The 17290-nt window shown below is 63.3% G+C and carries 12 protein-coding genes; 10 read left to right on the top strand and 2 right to left on the bottom strand.

The genetic code is table 11. The features are described from left to right. The first annotated feature begins 63 nt into the window (after nucleotides 1–63). The 8 genes from E8Q40_RS19600 (at nucleotide 64) to E8Q40_RS19565 (ending at nucleotide 12825) form a co-directional block, all read left to right on the top strand. Nucleotides 64–1158, top strand: a complete 1095-nt coding sequence (locus E8Q40_RS19600) for an ABC transporter permease subunit (protein WP_137046111.1) — start codon at nucleotides 64–66, stop codon at nucleotides 1156–1158. Between the two features lie 95 nt (nucleotides 1159–1253). Continuing rightward, nucleotides 1254–2948 (top strand): ABC transporter ATP-binding protein, encoded by a 1695-nt coding sequence (locus E8Q40_RS19595; protein WP_137046110.1) that lies wholly within the window; start codon nucleotides 1254–1256, stop codon nucleotides 2946–2948. A gap of 22 nt (nucleotides 2949–2970) precedes the next feature. Then, nucleotides 2971–4230, top strand: a complete 1260-nt coding sequence (locus E8Q40_RS19590) for an NAD(P)/FAD-dependent oxidoreductase (RefSeq protein ID WP_137046109.1) — start codon at nucleotides 2971–2973, stop codon at nucleotides 4228–4230. 7 nt (nucleotides 4231–4237) lie between these two features. After that, entirely contained in the window at nucleotides 4238–5998 is a 1761-nt protein-coding gene (locus tag E8Q40_RS19585) for a NirA family protein (RefSeq protein ID WP_137046108.1), read from the top strand. Continuing rightward, complete coding sequence (locus E8Q40_RS19580) at nucleotides 5995–7614, top strand: sulfite reductase subunit alpha (protein ID WP_137046107.1); 1620 nt, start codon at nucleotides 5995–5997, stop codon at nucleotides 7612–7614. Before E8Q40_RS19585 ends, E8Q40_RS19580 begins: the two co-directional genes overlap by 4 nt. Beyond that, on the top strand, nucleotides 7614–10295 hold the full coding sequence (locus tag E8Q40_RS19575) for a nitrate reductase (protein ID WP_137046106.1): 2682 nt from the start codon (nucleotides 7614–7616) through the stop codon (nucleotides 10293–10295). Before E8Q40_RS19580 ends, E8Q40_RS19575 begins: the two co-directional genes overlap by 1 nt. Continuing rightward, entirely contained in the window at nucleotides 10276–11724 is a 1449-nt protein-coding gene (gene cysG / locus E8Q40_RS19570) for a siroheme synthase CysG (RefSeq protein WP_246662932.1), read from the top strand. The genes E8Q40_RS19575 and cysG overlap by 20 nt, the downstream gene beginning before the upstream one ends. Nucleotides 11725–11895: 171 nt before the next feature. Next, on the top strand, nucleotides 11896–12825 hold the full coding sequence (locus tag E8Q40_RS19565; protein WP_168197917.1) for an AraC family transcriptional regulator: 930 nt from the start codon (nucleotides 11896–11898) through the stop codon (nucleotides 12823–12825). Nucleotides 12826–12874: 49 nt separating this feature from the next. On the opposite strand, the gene E8Q40_RS19560 is transcribed toward E8Q40_RS19565, so the two are convergent. Both E8Q40_RS19560 and E8Q40_RS19555 read right to left on the bottom strand, forming a co-directional pair. Next, nucleotides 12875–14083 carry an MFS transporter gene (locus tag E8Q40_RS19560; RefSeq protein WP_168197916.1) on the bottom strand — a complete coding sequence of 403 codons (1209 nt, stop codon included), beginning with the start codon at nucleotides 14081–14083 and terminating at the stop codon, nucleotides 12875–12877. 56 nt (nucleotides 14084–14139) lie between these two features. After that, entirely contained in the window at nucleotides 14140–14985 is an 846-nt protein-coding gene (locus E8Q40_RS19555; RefSeq protein WP_168197915.1) for a DAPG hydrolase family protein, read from the bottom strand. Between the two features lie 301 nt (nucleotides 14986–15286). Here E8Q40_RS19555 and E8Q40_RS19550 point away from each other — a divergent pair, with 301 nt between their 5' ends. Next, nucleotides 15287–16147, top strand: a complete 861-nt coding sequence (locus tag E8Q40_RS19550; protein ID WP_137046103.1) for an IclR family transcriptional regulator — start codon at nucleotides 15287–15289, stop codon at nucleotides 16145–16147. Nucleotides 16148–16201: 54 nt separating this feature from the next. Then, nucleotides 16202–17185, top strand: a complete 984-nt coding sequence (locus E8Q40_RS19545; protein WP_137046102.1) for a TAXI family TRAP transporter solute-binding subunit — start codon at nucleotides 16202–16204, stop codon at nucleotides 17183–17185. Nucleotides 17186–17290 lie beyond the last annotated feature (105 nt).

The raw sequence follows: 17290 nt of genomic DNA, 5'->3' as shown, positions 1-17290 counted from the left end.
GCCCTGCCGCCCGGCCGCTTTTCATCGAAACATTCTGACGCCCTGACCCGCAAGGAAACGTGAATGTCGACCGCCAGCGAAGTTGCCCCTCTCGCCCTCACGACCGACGCCGAACGCGCCGCACGGCGCCAGCGCTGGCAGATGCGGATCACACGCGTTGCTGGCTTCTTCAATATCCTCGGCCTCGGCTTTGCCGTGCCGCTGATGCGTATCGCGACCGGCGAAAGCGTCAAGCCGCAACTCAAGGAGTTGTGGACCTCGACCGGCATTCCGTTGATGGCGATCGCGATCTTCCTGGTCGCCTGGGGTTTCACCGCGCCGCTGGTGAATACCAGTCTCGGCGCGCTGCCGGGACCGGCACAGGTGTGGCAGCAGGCCGGCGTGCTCTGGGCCGATCATTTCGCCGAACGGGCCAAGGAGCAGGCCTTCAACGAACGGCAGCAACAGCGCAACGCCGCGCTGCTGGCGAAGGATCCGTCCGCCGAAGTTCGGATGCGGCCTTACACGGGCAAGCCGACCTTCTTCGATCAGATCATCACCAGCCTGCAAACTGTGTTCGCCGGCTTCCTGTTCGGAACGCTGGTGGCTGTGCCGCTCGGGGTGGTGTGCGGCCTGTCGAAGACGGTGAACACCGCGATCAATCCGCTGGTGCAGATATTCAAGCCGGTGTCGCCGCTCGCCTGGCTGCCGATCGTCACCATGGTTGTGAGCGCGCTGTATGTCTCGGCCGATCCGCTGTTCGCCAAATCCTTCGTCATTTCGGCGATCACGGTGACGTTGTGCTCGCTGTGGCCGACCCTGATCAATACCGCGGTCGGCGTCGCCTCGATCGACAAGGACCTCATCAATGTCGGCCGCGTGCTGCGGCTGCCCTGGTACACGAAGGTCGTGAAGATCGTGCTGCCGTCGTCACTGCCGCTGATCTTCACCGGCCTGCGGCTGTCGCTCGGTGTCGGCTGGATGGTGCTGATCGCTGCGGAAATGCTGGCGCAGAATCCGGGCCTCGGCAAATTCGTCTGGGACGAATTCCAGAACGGTTCGTCGTCCTCGCTCGCCAAGATCATGGTGGCGGTGTTCACCATCGGCATCATCGGCTTCCTGCTCGATCGCGTGATGCTCGCGTTCCAGGTCGCCTTCACCCATTCGGCGACGCGCTAGGGGAGGCGCGCATGATCCCGAAAAGCATGTCCTCGACCCCGATCGGGGATGGACACCGGTTTTCGGACCAGATCATGCGCAAAAGGAAATAAGCGATGGCAATTCTCGAACTGAAGCAGATCTCGAAGTCCTATGGCGAAGGCGACAAGCGCACGCGCGTGCTCAAGAACGTGTCGCTCAAGGTCGAGGATGGTGAATTCGTCGCCATTGTCGGCTTTTCCGGCTCGGGCAAGACCACGCTCATCTCGCTGATGGCCGGTCTGACTAAACCTGATTCCGGCGAGGTGCTGTTCAAGGGGGCGCCGGTCAAGGAGCCGGGGCCGGAGCGCGGCGTCGTGTTCCAGAGCTACTCGCTGATGCCGTGGCTGTCGGTGCGCGACAACGTCGCGCTCGCGGTCGATTCCGTGCGGGCGGGCAAGCCGGCGAAGGCGCGCCACGAGCGGACCGCGCGTTACGTGAACATGGTCGGCCTGTCCCATGCTACGGACCGCAAGCCGGCCGAATTGTCGGGCGGCATGCGCCAGCGTGTCGCCGTGGCCCGTGCGCTGGCGATGGACCCGCAAGTTCTGCTGCTTGACGAGCCGCTGTCGGCGCTCGATGCGCTGACGCGTGCCAAGCTGCAGACCGAGATCGAGGAAATCTGGTCGCAGGAAAAGAAAACGGTCGTTCTCATCACCAATGACGTCGACGAGGCGATCCTGCTCGCCGACCGCATCGTCCCGCTCAATCCCGGCCCCGATGCCTCGTTCGGCCCCGAATTCCGCGTGCCGTTCGAGCGCCCGCGCGATCGTGCGGCGATGAATTCCAGCCCGGCCTACAAGAAGCTGCGCGCCGCCATCACCGAGTATCTCATGGACGCCGGCATCCAGCGTGCGGCCGGAGCCGAGGAGGCGCGCGAACTGCCGAATGTCGTGCCGGTCCGTTTCGATTCCGGTCCGCCGCCAGCCTACAAGCAGGCCGCCGAGACGCCGTTCGATCAGCGCTATGTGGAATTCTTCGAGGTCCGCAAGACATTCGCCACGCCAAAGGGCCCGCTCACGGTGGTCGACGGCTTCGACCTACTGATGAAGAAGGGCGAATTCATCTCGCTCATCGGCCATTCCGGCTGCGGCAAGTCGACGGTGCTGTCGATGGTCGCCGGGCTCCAGGATGTAACGTCCGGCGGCATCGTGCTCGACAACAAGGAAGTCGCCGGCGCCGGCCCGGATCGTGCCGTGGTGTTCCAGGCGCCGTCGCTGCTGCCCTGGATGACGGCGCGCGAGAACGTCGCGCTCGGCGTGGATCGCGTCTATCCGCACGCCTCCAAGGCGGAGCGCGATGACATTGTTACTTACTATCTCTCGCGCGTCGGCCTCGGTGACGCGATGGACAAGCGCGCCACCGAATTGTCGAACGGCATGAAACAGCGCGTCGGCATCGCGCGCGCTTTCGCGCTGTCGCCGAAGCTGCTGCTGCTCGATGAGCCGTTTGGCATGCTCGATTCGCTCACACGTTGGGAGTTGCAGGAAGTGCTGATGGAAGTGTGGTCGCGCACCCAGGTGACCGCGATTTGCGTCACCCACGATGTCGACGAGGCGATCCTGCTCGCCGATCGCGTGGTGATGATGACCAACGGCCCAAACGCCCGCATCGGCAAGATCATGAGCGTCGACATCGAGCGGCCGCGCACGCGCCGCGCTCTGCTCGAGCACGCGCGCTACTACGAATACCGCGCGGAATTGCTGAACTTCCTCGAGGACTTCGAACACGGTGCCGGCGGTAAATCGACGGCGAAGCCCGAAGCAGCATAGCGGGGCATCAAGGTCGGGACATATGAGCGAGCCTCTCGTCATCATCGGCAACGGCATGGCCGCCGCAAAGCTCGTGGAGGAGCTTAATGCGCGCTCGCTCGGCCGTTATGCGGTTTGCGTGATCGGCGACGAACCGCGGCTGGCCTACAATCGCGTGCTGCTGTCGTCGGTGCTGGCGCGCGAGGTGTCGCAGGGCGACATCGAACTTAAGTCCGCCGACTGGTGGCGCGCCCACGGCGTGACGCTGCTTTACGGCTATCGCGCGATCTCGATCGATCCGGACATTCGCCGCGTCAGGCTCGCCAATGGCGCGACGCTGCCTTTCGCCAAGCTGGTACTGGCGACCGGCTCGAAGGCCATTCGGCTCAATGTGCCGGGCATGGACATGCCGGGCGTCGTCACCTTTCGCGATCTTTCTGACGTGGCCTCGATGGAGCAGGCATCGAAGACGCACAAGCAGGCGGCTGTGATCGGTGGCGGCCTGCTGGGTCTCGAAGCGGCTTACGGACTGGCGAAAGCCGGTATGCAGGTATCGGTCATTCATCTGATGGATCGTTTGATGGAACGCCAGCTCGATGCGCACGCGTCGTCGATGCTGAAGGCGGCGGTCGAAGCCAAGGGCATCGCCGTCCATCTCAGCGCCGAGACAGCGGCGATCAAGGGCGAACGCCACGCCAGCAAAGTGCTTCTGAAGGACGGCCGCGCGATCGACGCCGACCTCGTTGTCGTCGCTGCCGGCATTCGCGCCAACAGCGATCTTGCTGCCACGGCGGGCCTCGACATCAATCGCGGCATCGTCGTCGACGATCATATGCAAACGAGCAGGGCGGACATCTATGCCATCGGCGAATGCGCCGAGCATCGCGGCGCCTGTTATGGCCTGGTCGAGCCGGCCTATGAGCAGGCGCGCGTGCTAGCCGCGCATCTCTCCGGCGGCAAGGCCTCGTACCAAGGCAGCGTACTTGCCACCAATCTCAAGGTGTCGGGCGTCAATGTCTATTCCGCTGGAGATTTCATGGGTGCACCGGGCACCGAAAACATCGTGCTCTCCGATCCAGGCCTCGGCAGCTACAAGAAATTGGTTCTGAAAGATGGCAGGCTTGTCGGTGCCGTCCTGTTCGGCGATACGGTGGACGGCCTCTGGTATTCGGAACTGATCAAGACCGGTGCGCCCGTTGGCGCGATGCGTAGCGATCTCGTCTTCGGCCGCGCGCTGGCCGAGCGCGCGGTTACGAAACCGGCAACGCCGAAGCCGCTCCTTCCCAAAACTCTGGCTGCGTGAGGGGCGCATGTCCAGCGACTTCAGCCCGGACCAGAAACGGTACCTCGAAGGCTTCGCCTCCGGCCTGACGGCGGCGCGCGCCGCCCGCGGCGCCTTGCCGAAAGGTGGCGGCAGTGAGCCGAGCGGGCCCGATGCGGTTCACATCAAGGCGCAGGATGCGACAGTCGCCAAAGGCGGCAAGCTCAACGATCAGGAGAAGATCAAGCGCGAGCAGCATCCGTTTGACGCCTATGACCGCCTGAAGACTCAGGCGAAGAACAACGAAGCGCCAAAGCCGGCCGACAATTTCCGCTGGCGCTATTACGGCCTGTTTTACGTGGCGCCGACGCAGACATCCTATATGTGCCGTCTGCGCATCCCGAACGGCATCATGAAGCACTGGCAGTTGTCGGGCCTTGCCGATCTGACAGATCGCTGCGCCGGACCCTACAGCCACGTTACGACGCGCGCCAACCTGCAGATCCGCGAGATCGAGCCGAAGAATGCCGTCGAGGTCGTCGAGGGCATCATGGAGCTCGGCCTCGGCTCGCGCGGTTCCGGCGCCGACAATATCCGTAACGTCACCGGTACGCCGACCGCCGGTATCGATCCGCAGGAACTTCTCGATACGCGACCCTATGCCCGGGAGTGGCACCACCACATCCTGAACGAACGCGCGCTGTATGGCCTGCCGCGCAAGTTCAACGTCGGCTTCGACGGGGCCGGGCGCATCCCGGTGCTGGAGGACACCAACGACATCGGGTTCCAGGCGGTGGAGGTGAGGGACGGCTTCGGCGTGGAATCCGGGGTCTACTTCCGCCTCGCGCTCGGCGGCATCACCGGACACCGCGATTTTGCCCGCGACACCGGCGTCATCCTCAAGCCGGAGGAGGCAACGCCGATCGCCGATGCCATTGTCCGCGTCTATATCGAGCATGGCGACCGCACCGACCGCAACAAGGCGCGCCTGAAATATGTGCTCGACGCCTGGGGATTCGAGAAATTCCTCGCCCATGTTGAGGAAAAGCTCGGCCGCAAGCTCGTTCATGTGCCGGCCGAGGCCATCGCGCCGCGCCCGGGCTTCGATCGCACCGCGCATATCGGCGTGCATCCGCAAAAGCAGACTGGGTTCAATTGGATCGGCGTCGTCTTCCCGGTTGGCAAGATGGACACGACGCAAATGCGCGGGCTCGCTAAAGTCGCGCAGGATTTCGGCGATGGCGATATCCGCCTGACGGTGTGGCAGAACCTGTTGATCTCCGGCGTCGCCGACGCGCGCGTGAAGGATGCGGTTGCCGCCATCGAGGCGCTCGGCCTCAAGACCGAGGCGACCCCGATCCGCGCCGGCTTGGTCGCCTGTACTGGCGCGACCGGCTGCCGCTTCGCCGCCGCGCATACCAAAGAGACGGCCGAGGAGATCGCGCAATGGTGCGAACCGCGCGTTAGGCTCGATAGTCCGGTGAACATTCATCTCACCGGTTGTCATCATTCCTGCGCACAGCATTACATCGGCGATATCGGGCTGATCGCCTGCAAGGTCGATATAGGCGAGGAGGCCGATCCGGTTGAAGGCTTCCATATTCTTGTCGGCGGCGGTTTTGGTCCGGACGCGGCCATCGCCCGTGACATCTATCGCGATGTGAAGTCACCGGAGGTGCCGCGCACCATCGAGAAAATGTTGAAAGGCTATCTCGCTCATCGCGAGGGTGACGAGACCTTCCTCGCTTTCTCGCGCCGTCACGATGTCGAAGCGTTGCAGGCCATGTTCAAGGCGGAGCACGGCGAATGACGCAGAATGTGCCATCTCCGCTGCCGATGCTGGTGCCGGAAACCGCGCCTTTCAACGACGAACAGCGCAACTGGCTCAACGGCTTCTTCGCCGGTTTGATCGCGCTCGATTCGTCGGGCGTCACGCCGTTGTCCGCCGATCAGGCGCAGGCTCTGCTCGGCGGCATCGACGGCACGGAACACGCCGAAGACGATGACGGCGGCGCGCCCTGGCACGACCAGACCATCCCGATCGCCGAGCGCATGAAACTTGCCGAGGGCAAGCCGCTGCGCTGGAAGATGATGGCGGCCATGGCGCAGCAGGACTGCGGCCAGTGTGGCTACGACTGCAAGAACTATTCGGGCGCCATCGTCTCCGGCGCCGAGACGCGGCTGAATCTGTGCGTGCCGGGCGGCAAGGAAACCGCGCGCATGGTCAAGGCGCTCTATGAGGAGCTCGGCAGTGCGCCGAAAGCGGCGGTGCCCGCAGCGGCTGCGGAAGCAACTCCAGCGCCGCAGGGCAAGCCCGGCACCTCGCGCGACAACCCATCCACCGCGAAAGTGCTGTCGCGCAAACTGCTCAACAAGCCGGGCTCCGAGAAGGAAACCTGGCATGTCGAGATCGATCTCGCGGGTTCGGGGATCGAGTACCAGGTCGGCGATGCCTTTGGACTGTTCCCGCATAACGATCCGAATTTGGTCGAGCAGGTGATGAAGGCGCTCGGTGCGCCGCCGGATTACGACATCAACGGCCGCACCTTGCGTCAGGTGCTGACCGACAGCGTGTCGCTGTCGCCGGCGCCGGACATGCTGTTCCAGCTGTTCTCCTACATCACTGGCGGCGAGCGCCGGAAGAAGGCGCGAGCGCTGGCGACCGGTGAAGACCCCGACAAGGACGCCGCGACGCTCGATGTGCTTGCTGCGCTGGAGAAGTTCGCCGGTACCGCGCCCGATCCGGAGGCCTTCATCGAGTCGCTCGATCCCTTGCAGCCGCGGCTCTACTCGATCTCGTCCTCGCCCAAGACCGAGAAAGACCGCGTCACGCTCACCGTCGACACCGTGCGCTATACGATCAAAAACAGACAGCGCCTCGGCGTCTGCTCGACTTTGCTCGCCGAGCGCATCGACCCCGGCGCAATCCTGAAAGCCTATGTGCAGAAGGCGCACGCCTTCGCGCTGCCGGTCGATCCTAATGTGCCGATCGTCATGATCGGCCCGGGCACCGGCGTCGCGCCGTTCCGCGCCTTCCTGTACGACCGACTTGCGGACAAGGCGCCGGGCCGCAACTGGCTGTTCTTCGGCCATCAGCGCTCAAGCTGCGACTTCTTCTATGAGGATGAGTTGAAGGCGATGCGCGCTTCCGGCTTCCTTACGCGTTTGACGCTTGCCTGGTCGCGTGACGGCGACGAGAAAATCTATGTGCAGGACCGCATGCGCGAGACCGGTCGCGATATCTGGGCCTGGCTTAGCGAAGGCGCACATGTCTATGTCTGCGGCGATGCCAAGCGCATGGCGAAAGACGTTGAGCTGGCGCTGGTTGACATCGTTGCTGAGCACGGCGGCAAACCGGGCGAAGAGGCCGTGCTGTTCGTCTCGGATTTGAAGAAAAAAGGCCGCTATCAGCAGGACGTCTATTGATGAATGCGCCCGCGCAGCATCCGCCCAGCGTGCGCACCACATGTCCCTATTGCGGCGTCGGCTGCGGCGTGCTGGCGAAACCCGACGGGCAGGGCGGCGCGATCATCGCCGGCGATCCCGAGCATCCGGCCAATTTCGGCCGGCTCTGCTCCAAGGGCTCGGCGCTCGGCGACACGCTCGGCCTCGAGACGCGGCTCATGCATCCGATGGTCCGAAACGGTTCGGCGCTGGTGCGGGCAAGCTGGGATCATGCGCTTGACCAGGTGGCGAGCGGCTTCTCGCACATTATCGAACGTCACGGCCCCGACGCGGTCGCTTTCTATCTCTCCGGCCAGCTACTCACCGAAGACTATTACGTCGCGAACAAGCTGATGAAGGGCTTCATCGGCACGGCGAATGTCGACACCAATTCGCGGCTGTGCATGGCATCGTCGGTCGCCGGCCATCGGCGTGCCTTCGGTGCCGATACGGTGCCGGGTGCCTATGCCGATCTCGACTCGGCCGATCTTATCGTGCTGGTCGGCTCCAACGCCGCGTGGTGTCATCCGATTCTCTATCAGCGCATTATGGCCAACAAGCGCGAGCGTGGCGCCAGGCTGACCGTCATCGATCCGCGCCGCACCGCGACGGCGGAAGAGGCCGACCTGTTTCTTGCCGTTGCGCCAGGCATGGACACGGCGTTGTTCTGCGGCCTTTTGGTGCATCTTGCCGAAACGCAGGCCTTCGATTTTTCCTATGTCGATGCCTATACGACCGGCTTCGCTGAGGCGCTGACGCGCGCGAAGGAGATCGCGCCGGATGTTAAAACAACGGCGGAATTGGCCGGTCTCGCGCTTACCGACGTGGTGCGGTTCTTCGACATGTTCACGTCGATGCCCAAAGTGGTCACCTGCTATTCGCAAGGCGTGAACCAGTCGGCGCAGGGCACCGACAAGGTGACGTCGATCATCAACTGTCACCTTGCCACCGGCCGCATCGGCAGGCCGGGCATGGGGCCGTTCTCGCTCACCGGACAGCCGAATGCGATGGGAGGTCGTGAAGTAGGCGGTCTCGCCAACCAACTCGCGGCTCATATGGGTTTCGCACCGGACGACATCGACCGCGTCGGCCGGTTCTGGAATGCCAAGGCGATGGCGCGGCGCGAAGGGCTGAAAGCCGTCGACATGTTCGACGCCGTCGCTCGTGGCGACATCAAGGCACTTTGGGTCATGGCGACCAACCCGGCGGTCTCGTTGCCGCGCGCTGGACATGTCCGTGCCGCCCTGGACAAGCTTGATCTCCTGGTTATCTCCGAAAATGTCACCAGCAACGACACCGTGCGTGCGAATGCCCATGTGCTGCTGCCGGCGGCAGCCTGGGGCGAAAAGGACGGCACCGTCACCAATTCGGAGCGGCGCATCTCGCGCCAGCGCGCCTTCATGTCGCTTCCCGGCGAGGCGAAGCCCGACTGGTGGATCGTTACCCATGTCGCGCGACGCATGGGATTCGGCGACCAGTTCGCCTACCAAAGCGCGGCGGACGTGTTCCGGGAGCACGCCGCGCTGTCGGCCTTCGAGAACAATGGCACGCGCGATTTCGATATCGGCGGTCTTGCCGGCCTCAGCGACGGCGAATTCGAAGCGCTGAAGCCAGTGCAATGGCCGGTGCTCTCGGCGAACGGGCGCGAGGATTCTCGCTTCTTCGCTGAGGGCGGCTTCTACACGCCGGACCGCAAGGCGCGCCTGATCGCGCCGGAGATGCCGAAACCGCAGGCGGCGCTGTCGCCGGAGTTTCCGTTCCGTCTCAATACCGGCCGCATCCGCGATCAGTGGCACACCATGACGCGCACGGGCCTGTCGCCGAGGCTCGGCGCGCACTTGCCGGAGCCGTTCGTCGAACTACACCCCGATGACGCCGTGCAAGCAGGCTTGGCGAACGGCAGCTTCGCGCGCGTCACGTCGCCTTACGGCTCCTGCGTGCTCAAGGTGATCGTCAGCGAGGGGCAGAGACGCGGCTCGCTGTTCGCCCCGATCCACTGGAGCGACGAGACAGCGTCCTCCGGGCGCGTCGGCGATCTGGTGACGCCGGCGACCGACCCCTATTCCGGCCAGCCGGAAGCCAAGGCGACACCGGCGGCGATCGCACCGGTAACATTCAAATACCGCGGCTTTGCCTTGTCGCGTTCGCGCCTGGCGCTGCCCGAAGCGACCTGGTGGGCGCGTGCCGCCGTCGCGGAGGGTGAGGGCGTGCTGATCGCTTCCAACGATGCTCCGGATGCGTGGCGATCATTCGCGCTGTCGGTCTTCGCCGGTGCGGAAATCGCCGAGTTCACCGACCCGGTCGGCAGCAGCTACCGCATTGCCGCCTTCAGCGAAGGCCGTCTTACCGGCTGCCTGTTCATCGGTCCGTCCGAAAACGCGCCGCAATGGGACGCGGTGAAGTTGCTGTTCGAAGCCGAGACGGTCGGCGACACCCAGCGCCGCGGCCTGCTGTCCGGCCGGTCGACCGATGGCATTGCCGACCCCGGACCGGTGGTGTGCGCCTGCTTCGGCGTCGGCCTCAACATTATCCGCAACGCCCTAACCGACGGCACCGCCGCGAATGTCGCGGAGATTGGCAAGGCGCTGCGTGCCGGGACCAATTGCGGCTCGTGCCTCCCAGAACTGAAGAGGATCGTCAGCGATGTCGCGCAAGCCGTCTGAATCGCGGCCGGCACGAATGGCGAAGCTGGCGCGCCTGCCGGTGTTCTTCGCGCTGTCTGGCAAGCGGGTCGTGCTGGCCGGCGGCTCGCATGCGGCGGCCTGGAAGGCGGAGCTGATGTCGGCCTCCGGCGCACGCGTCGAGGTTTATGCGGACGAATTCTCCGACGAGATGCGCGCGGTAGCGCTCGATCCGCCGGACGGCGAGATCGTGTTGGTCGAACGGCCCTGGACGCCGGCCGACATGACCGGCGCGGCCATGGCCATCGGCGCTTTCGAGGACGATGGCGAGGCCGCAGTCTTCGCTGCAGCCGCGCGCGCGGCGGGCGTACCGGTCAACGTCATCGACAAGCCGGCCTTCTGCGATTTTGCCTTCGGCGCCATCGTCAATCGTTCGCCGCTTGTTATCGGCATCTCGACCGACGGCGCCGCGCCGGTCTTTGCGCAGGCGGTCAGGGCCAAGCTCGAAGCCCTATTGCCAAACGGCTTTGCAGCCTGGGCCGCCGCGGCCTCGCGCTGGCGCGACAAAGTGAAGGCGACGGGCTTGTCGTTCGCCGGCCGCCGCAAGTTTTGGCAGGTGTTTACCGCACATGCCGTGACCCATGCCGAGGCCGCGCCATCTGAATCCGACTTCGATCGTTTTGTGACCGAGGTGAGGGGCCTCGGCGCCGCGGTCGACAGCGGCACGGTGACGCTGGTCGGCGCCGGGCCGGGCGATCCCGAATTATTGACCTTGCGCGCGGTGCGCGCGCTCCAGTCCGCTGACGTCATCCTGTTCGACGATCTCGTGTCGCGCGGCGTGCTGGATTTCGCCCGCCGTGAGGCACGCAAGATGCTGGTCGGCAAGACCGGCTTCGGGCCGTCGTGCAAGCAGGACGACATCAATGCGCTGATGGTGTCGCTGGCGAAACAGGGTAAGCGCGTCGTGCGTCTCAAGGGCGGCGATCCCCTGGTGTTCGGCCGCGCCGGCGAGGAGCTGGACGCCTGCGAAGCCCATGGCATCAAGGCGGAGATCGTACCCGGCATCACGGCGGCGCAGGGCGCGGCGGCTTCGCTCGGCCTGTCGCTAACTGACCGCAAATATTCGCGCCGCCTGCAATACATCACGGGGCACGCGAAGAACGGTCAATTGCCGGACGACATCGACTGGCGCTCGCTAGCCGATCCGGTGACGACGACGGCGATCTACATGCCGGTGCGCACGCTTGCGACGCTCGTCACGCGCGCACTCGACGAAGGTCTCGATCCGGCGACGCCGGCCGCCGCGATTGCGCGCGCGACGTGCCCCGACCAGCAGGTTATTCGCAGCACGATCTCGGAATTGCCGGTGCGCCTTGACGAGGCGAATCTGCCGGGTCCGGTGCTGGTGATGCTGGGGCACACGGTGCGGCCGCAGCAAGCAGTGCCCTCGCGCGCTGCCGTTACGGCGTAACAATCCAACGGCTGATGTAAGCGCCGCCTCTTTGTTGCACCGCAAACTGCGGAGCAGACCGAGACACTTGCCCGTAAACCGGGCCACGTCCTACAATTCAAACATTCGTAGCTGCTCGGGCTCTGGCTTTACGTTATGCAAAAACAGCCTAGCGGAGGCCATACCGATCCTTTGAGCGATGCGCTGTCCGCGATGCACATGGACAGTGGCGTTTTGGGATTATTCGAATTTGGCGCGCCTTGGGCGGTCTTCCACCCGTCCCTGAAAGGTGTGCTTTGTCACATTGTCGCTGAGGGACAGTGCTTTTGTACGGCAACCGACGGATCAGCGATAACGCTGCGTAAAGGCGATTTCATAGCCTTTCCACACGGCGACGCTCATACGCTCGGTGCAGAACCCGGCAAGGAAGGAACGCCGGTTTCGACCTTACTCAACTCGATCGGACATCCGCTGTGGCGGCCTCAGAGTCAATATCCGGCGCCGGTGCACTACCGCTCCGGCGGCGGCGGTGAACGCACGATCATAATCGATCTCGTCTCGGAATTTCCCGATCCGCAGCGGAATCCCTTGCTGCGGGCGCTGCCACGGATCATCCATATTCCCGCCGAGCGGCTCAAGGTCCTCGGCTGGCTCGATCTCTTCCTCGAGTTCATAGCGACGAAGGATTCGACACCGAAATCTGGCTATGCCGCTGCAATCAGCCGGCTTGCCGACCTGATTTTCATACAGGCAGTGCGCGTCCATCTCGAAACCGACGGTCACGAAACGCGAGGTATATTGCGTGGGCTTCTGCATCCGCGGATCAGCCGAGCCCTGCAAGTCATACATACTTCACCGGATCAGAATTGGACTGTGGCCTCTCTTGCCAAAGAAGCCGGAATGTCCCGGACGCATTTCGCCCTCGAATTCTTCGCCTGCGTCGGCGAAACGCCCATCCACTATCTGACGGAGTGGCGAATGCACTTGGCAGTTCGCCGTCTGGCATCGGGTATGACGGTGTCAGTCGTTTCCGATCAGCTCGGGTACGCCTCCCCGATTTCTTTCGCGCGGACATTCAAGCGCGTGGTGGGACTGAACCCAAGCAGTTACCGTTCAGAGTGAGGGATCGTGGACGGGGCTTGTGCGGCTACCTGCGGTCCGTGAATCCCGCTCAAGGCGCAACCGTCAACGCCTTAGACACAAGGCGAGGCGCGGTTTCTTTCAGGGCCAAGCTGATTAAGAACATTGGGACCATGCCGAACGCCGCCACCGTCATGGAGGTAAGCAGACCGAAATGATCCGCGAGAGCGCCAAGCCCCGGTGGCGCGATGATGATCCCGGCGAACTCGGCAAGGCAGGTTACAACCGCGACGCCGAGAGCGACCCAGTTCGAAGGCACGGACTCGCTGGGGATGACCGACAGGATCACCGGACACATGCCCCAGGTGACGAACGACGTCACGAAGAGGACAGCCCATGTGATTGCCATGCTCCCGTCCGGCAAATAGATTGCGGTAAGCGTGCCGATCAGGCCGACAACGGCCGCCATCATCACGACCGGCTTGCGGCCGATCCTGTCGGAGAGAGCGCACATCGCCGTCATCCCGAGGAATCCGCCGGCTCCGAGCGCAGCCATCAACACGCCCGCCGAGCCCGGTTGATAGCCTTTCACCTTCGTCAGAAAAAGCGTGCCAAAGCTGAGCCAACTCCAGAGCCACACCATCCAGAAAATTGAAATCGAGGCGGAGATCAGGACATTGCGGCGTTTGAGGACTTCAACCCACGAAGGACCGGCGCCGGTGTTCGCTTGGGACGTTGCGACGCCTGACGCAGACGTGGAAGCGTGGCCGCGCTCTCGAATCTTCAGCCAAATATAGGGCACAAGCAGCAATCCCGGAACGATCGTCAGATAACAGGCCCATCGCCAGCCCCAAGCCTCGGCGATCATGGTGCCGTAGAGCGGCGCGACAAAACTTGCGAAAAGGGGGAATGCCGAGGTGTAGAACCCGACGTACATGCCGCGCTTGTCCGGCGGGGATTCTTCAGCGATTTGAGCGGTTGCGGCCATGTTGTAGGAGCCTTCGGCCGCGCCAACGACTGTGCGCCAGCCGATGAGCTGAACAACGCTCGTCGCCAATCCTGTGAGCGCCGAGCCGATCGAGAAGACCAAGACTGACGGCAGGATGACGACCTTACGTCCGAATTTGTCCGAGAGCGCCCCGCCGCCAACCGCCAGAACGAGATAGCCGATTGACATCGCCGCCATCAGGACGCCCGCCATCGTGAAGTCGAGTCCGAACTCGGGCAGGACGTAGGGAAACAGCATGGCGATTAGCAGCCGATCGGCAGCCGAAAAGCCCCAGCCCAGGAAGTAGACCAAGACCACTGTGTTGATGGGCGTATGAGCCTTGCGAACTCTCTCCACCTTCGCCTCCCCTAAGATGCGACGCGACTGGGCTGGAAATCAGCGATATCGTCGATGACGTCGTGATTCTCGGCATAGACTTGCGGAAGGATCGCCGCGAGATTGAAGTATTCTTTGGGACAGTGAGACGCCAAAGCCTTCGCGAGCCGTTCGATTTCATGAACCGGCACGTCCTGTCCAACCCGGGTTGGCTTTTTATCGATGATATTCCAACCGACCCAGAAGCGGCTGCGCAACTCAATGCCGCCCGCGATCTCGCGCGCTTGATGCGTGAAACAAACCAGGCGCGAAGATGGTTCGTGCAGCCCGAGATTCGCGTTAACCGCGGTGCGGCCGCCTGCAGCGAAGCGCTTCATGTCGTAGCCGAAGTCTTCTGGCGACATGAAGGAGATGTCGAGGACCAGCATGCCAGTCCCGACATCTTCGGTGACGACGTCGGTGGTACCCCAATTCCGCTCTTGCCAACTGAGTTTGTGATTCAGCCGTCGCTCAAGATCGGCTCGTGCAACGTGGGCATCCTTGTGGTCGTCTGGATCCCAGATGGCATAGCGCAACCCTTCAAGGCCATGCCAGGCAAACCACCAATCGATCATGTCGGCTGTGACGCCCGGCATTTGGGTCAGGCCGGCAACAAACCCCGTCCCGTCCGGCATCAAGCACCAGCCTCGCTCGGCGGAAAGATAACCGGGATTCAATAAGTCATTGCGATTTTGGACAGGCAGCGCGTTCGCAGGATCGATGGGGCACTTCGCGAGCGCGTCATAAACGTCGACTGGTGGCGGTGTCATGGGCCGTGATAGCAAGCTCGCGTAAGAGCGCTTGCGCTCAGCCTCCGTCAATCGGCTTTTAACCGGCATCGCGTTTCTTCCCATTTTCAGGCCGCGTTTGCTCGCGGACGGGCATGTTCGTTGCATTTTGCATAAAGAGTTGGCGCCCTGGCCGGAATGCCCGCCAGTTCAGGATTGCAAACAGATCGTCCGCTATTGGTGAGACCGGTCAGTTGAGGTCGTCGCCTGGTCCGACGCGCATCCGAGTGCCCGAGGTGCACACGTCCTCTCGCGCATGACGCGATTGACGCTGTGCGACGAGAGTCGTTTAATAGTTCTGCAAATAATTTTCGCATTCCGAAAAATCGGGAGCGACCTAAAAAGGCAGAGCATGCCAGGAGAGAAACGCATCAAAGCCGTCGTGCAGGGCCGCGCGCTCAACAGCCGCCCCGAGGCCGATGAGGACTCCCGCAATCTCGTCAATTCGCTCGCCAAGGGCTTGCGCGTTCTTGAGTCCTTCACCGCCGAGCGCCCCGAACTGACGCTCAGCGAAGTCGCGGGTCTCGCGAAGATCGATCCCGGCACCGCGTTCCGCATGCTGAACACGCTGGTAATGGCCGGTTATGTCGCGCGCGTGCCGGACAGCAAGCGCTTCCGCCTCACGTTGAAAGTCACCGATCTTGGTTTCCACGCCATTGCCCGCGCCGATTTGCGCGAACTGGCACGGCCGATCCTGCGCTCGCTGGTCGGCGAGGTGAACGAGGCGGCCTCTCTCGGTGTGCTCGACGGCGCTGACATTCTCTATGTCGAGCGCGTTCGCGCCGGTTTGACGCGCATCGGTGTCGATATCCGCATCGGCACCACGATTCCCGCGTTCTGGAGCACGATTGGCGAAGCCATGCTCGCCTTTCTGCCGCCGAATGAACTCGAGCGTGTGCTGGCGCTGTCGCCGCGTCCCGGCGTGTTCCCGCACAAACCGATGAAGCGCGACGAGATCGAGGCAAGCCTGAGGAACGTACGCGAATGCGGTTATGCGCTGCGCGATTCCTATTTCGGTAGCGGCCTGCGCGTGCTGGCCATGCCGGTACTCGATGTCGACAACTATCCGCTTGCGGCGGTGAGCGTCGCCGTGCCGCAAATCCAGATGTCGTCGAAGGAATTCCGCGAGCATGCGCTGGGCGCCGTGCAGCGCGCGACCGAGGATATCGCGCGCGCCATTCAGGCAAGCGGGTCGGTCTCCGCGATCGCATAGCGATCAGCAAGTTAAAGAGAAGCCAAAGAAGATCATAAACAGGAGGAAGCAGGGATGAAAAAGCTGATGGGAACGGTGGCCTTCGCCACCACGCTCGCCGTGGCCGGCGCGGCGTTCGCGGCGGATACGATTCGTATCGGCGCCATGCCGGTCGGCTCGGGCTGGTATGTCGCCGCGGCGGCGATCGAGCAGGCACTCAAGCCGGTGATGGGCTCGACGCCGGTCGAAGTCATCGCGCGCGGTGGCGGTGTGGCCAATCCGATGGTCGTGGAGCAGGGCAAGGCGGAAATCGCCATGTCGAACGTGGCGACGTCGGTCTGGGCGATGAACGGCGAAGAACTCTATCAGGGCAAAAAGGCGACCCACATCCGCTCGCTCGTCGGCGGTCTCAATCCGGTCTATATGGCAGCGATCGTGAAGAACGATTTCATCAAGAAGACCGGCCTCGACACGATGGACAAGATCTTCACGTCCGGCAAGCCGATCCGCATCGTGATGAAGCCGCAAGGTTCGAACGTGCCGCCGACAGTCGATCTGATCCTCGCTGCTTACGGTCTGGACCGCGCGAAGATCAAGGCGCAGGGCGGCGAAATCATCCAGGTCAATCCGGAGCAGACGCCGGACATCATGCGTGAAGGCCGCGCGGACATCCTGCTCGACACCGTGCTCAAGGGTCACCCGATGATCACGGAAGTCTCGCTGACGGCCGACGTCACCTTCCTGGATCTGTCGGAGAAGGCGCTGAAGAAGCTGTCGGAGAACGGCCTCAAGGCGGCGAAGTATCCGGAGTGGTTCAAGGGCCAGAAGGGGCCGACCTGGGGCGCCGACTTCGGCACGCACCTGATCGCTCGTGCCGACCTGCCGGACGATGTCGCTTACAAGGTGGTCAAGACCTTCATCGAGAAGCGCGACGAGCTGGTGAAGGCCTATCCCGCTTTCGGCGCCTTCAACGCCAAGGACGCCGCCAAGCCGGAGAACAATGGCATTCCGCTGCATCCGGGCGCGGCGAAGTACTACAAAGAACAGGGCATGATGTAGCGCCCTGACGCTGCGACAAGCGCGGCCGGCGAAGCCTGACGCATCGCCGGCCCGCAATTCAGACATGGCCGACCTCAGACGCGGCCCTCCGAAATAGACAACACG

The sequence above is a fragment of the Pseudolabrys sp. FHR47 genome (genome assembly GCF_005153485.1).
Classification (GTDB): domain Bacteria; phylum Pseudomonadota; class Alphaproteobacteria; order Rhizobiales; family Xanthobacteraceae; genus Pseudolabrys.
Note: the sequence above shows the minus strand (reverse complement) of the source record. Positions and strands in the feature narration are given on the sequence as shown.

What these genes read in the sequence shown, in the direction of transcription:
- E8Q40_RS19600 (WP_137046111.1), top strand. Translation starts at nt 64, where the DNA reads ATGTCGACCGCCAGCGAAGTTGCCCCTCTCGCCCTCACGACCGACGCC.
- E8Q40_RS19595 (WP_137046110.1), top strand. Translation starts at nt 1,254, where the DNA reads ATGGCAATTCTCGAACTGAAGCAGATCTCGAAGTCCTATGGCGAAGGC.
- E8Q40_RS19590 (WP_137046109.1), top strand. Translation starts at nt 2,971, where the DNA reads ATGAGCGAGCCTCTCGTCATCATCGGCAACGGCATGGCCGCCGCAAAG.
- E8Q40_RS19585 (WP_137046108.1), top strand. Translation starts at nt 4,238, where the DNA reads ATGTCCAGCGACTTCAGCCCGGACCAGAAACGGTACCTCGAAGGCTTC.
- E8Q40_RS19580 (WP_137046107.1), top strand. Translation starts at nt 5,995, where the DNA reads ATGACGCAGAATGTGCCATCTCCGCTGCCGATGCTGGTGCCGGAAACC.
- E8Q40_RS19575 (WP_137046106.1), top strand. Translation starts at nt 7,614, where the DNA reads ATGAATGCGCCCGCGCAGCATCCGCCCAGCGTGCGCACCACATGTCCC.
- cysG (WP_246662932.1), top strand. Translation starts at nt 10,276, where the DNA reads ATGTCGCGCAAGCCGTCTGAATCGCGGCCGGCACGAATGGCGAAGCTG.
- E8Q40_RS19555 (WP_168197915.1), bottom strand. Translation starts at nt 14,985, where the DNA reads ATGCCGGTTAAAAGCCGATTGACGGAGGCTGAGCGCAAGCGCTCTTAC.
- E8Q40_RS19550 (WP_137046103.1), top strand. Translation starts at nt 15,287, where the DNA reads ATGCCAGGAGAGAAACGCATCAAAGCCGTCGTGCAGGGCCGCGCGCTC.
- E8Q40_RS19545 (WP_137046102.1), top strand. Translation starts at nt 16,202, where the DNA reads ATGAAAAAGCTGATGGGAACGGTGGCCTTCGCCACCACGCTCGCCGTG.